The 1,805-nt window shown below is 41.8% G+C and carries 2 protein-coding genes; both read left to right on the top strand.

Going from position 1 to position 1,805, the window contains the following annotated elements; all coding sequences use genetic code 11:
* Positions 1-252: 252 nt before the first annotated feature.
* Positions 253-1,434, top strand: coding sequence for a GTPase (locus QUB33_RS29390; RefSeq protein ID WP_333358194.1), 1,182 nt, complete (start codon positions 253-255; stop codon positions 1,432-1,434).
* Positions 1,435-1,587: 153 nt separating this feature from the next.
* Positions 1,588-1,734 carry a hypothetical protein gene (locus QUB33_RS29385; RefSeq protein ID WP_333358191.1) on the top strand — a complete coding sequence of 49 codons (147 nt, stop codon included), beginning with the start codon at positions 1,588-1,590 and terminating at the stop codon, positions 1,732-1,734.
* Positions 1,735-1,805 lie beyond the last annotated feature (71 nt).

Genomic DNA, 1,805 nt, shown 5'->3' with positions numbered 1-1,805 from the left:
TGTTGACTGCTGCCTAATTTTATTCTTTGATTTTGGGGGTGGTTTTTCGTCTTCTTTATACCCCTGAACGCTTACCATTTAGCAGCACGGAACACAAAACTCTCCTCTACCCGTTGCACCAGTTTTGAAATCAAATTGCTACAATATTCTTAATACTCCGCCAGTCCGCCTTCACGGACTTCGTTTCTATAGCATCGAAATTCTATTCGGTGGTATTTAATTAATATCCCACCCTTATCGGAGCAAACCACCATGTCAGACGACTTTTCCTTCGACGAGCTTTTAAATAGAAGTTATTACGCCTTCAAAGACGCAGAAGACCAAGTGGGACAGTGCAATGTTTTAGTCATCGGCAAAACCGGCGTCGGCAAAAGTACTCTAATAAATTCCGTTTTTCGCCAACGCTTAGCCGAAACCGGAGTCGGCCGCCCCATAACTCAAGGCATTCGCCAATATACAAAACCCAATTGCCCAATTACAGTCTACGATACTCCCGGACTCGAACTCAACGCCGAACAAATTAAAGTTATTCAATTAAACGTTGCTAAACTGATTGAAGACCAAAGACTCCTGCACCCAAAAGAACACATTCACGTCATCTGGTACTGCATCAATCACAGCGCCAATAGAATAGAATCAGTCGAGGAAAGCTGGCTAAAAGAAATGGAAGTCAAAGATGTACCAGTTCTTTTAGTGCTGACTCAGACGACATCTAAAAAGCCGGGCGAGTTTTTCAAGCAACTGGAACACATGAATTTACCAGTCAGTCAAATTATCCCGGTCATGGCTGAACCGGAAGAAATAGATGAGGATTATACAGTAAAATCTCACGGTTTAGATAAGTTGGTAGATGCAACTTTTCAACTGCTGCCGGAAGTAGCTAAAAAAGCTTTTCTTAAAGAACAAATTGCTAATATTGCGCTCAAATCAGATATGGCATTTAAATATCTAAGTGCTTATGTTGCAGGCTCTGCCATTGTCGGCGCGACTCCTGTACCGTTTGCTGATGCGCCGATTTTGATGACGATGCAAACAGCAATGATTGCTAATATTACTGTAATTTTTGGAATGCCCTTTGATAAGGGGTTTATTTCGGCGATGCTGTCTGCTATTAGCGGCGCTGGCGGGGTTACTGCTGTCGGCAGAAGTATTGTTACTAATTTAATTAAAATGATTCCTGGTGCGGGTACAGTTGTCGGCGGTGCTATCTCCGGTGCAACCGCAGCAACTCTCACGCTTGCTCTAGGTTTGGCTTACATTGAAGTGCTTAAAGCTTACATGAAAGCTCAAGTTAATGGCGAACAACTTTCTTTGCAACAGTTAACCAAGATGTTTGTGGAAATGTACAAGGAGTATGCTAGTTCTGGGCGTAAAACTTTGAAGGATGAGCAACCGAATCCACCTAAGCCTCCCAATCAAATTAATATTGAGTAAATTGGGCATGGGGCATGGGGCATAGGGCATAGGTTATTTGTTAGTTCCAATTCCCAATTCCCAATTCCCAATTCCCAATTCCCAATTCCCAATTATCCATTACCAATTGATTGCTACAATATGAGTGAATTCTGCAAAAGGGAGTAAATGGCTATGGTAATGGCTGCCGTTTTATCAGAAAATGTTTCTCTAGAAGACTTTATGGCTAATCCCCCCGACGATATGGAATGGGTGGACGGGCAAATTGCGGAGAAAAATGGCATGACAGTAAAACACAGTCGCATCCAATCTAAACTATAGCAATCCTATATGAATTGTGAAAAGGCATCAAATCTTTTCAAGTTAGGAAAATTGAAAAGATTATATTTAGC

This window comes from Microcoleus sp. B3-A4, from assembly GCF_036705385.1.
Lineage (GTDB): Bacteria > Cyanobacteriota > Cyanobacteriia > Cyanobacteriales > Microcoleaceae > Microcoleus.
Note: the sequence above shows the minus strand (reverse complement) of the source record. Positions and strands in the feature narration are given on the sequence as shown.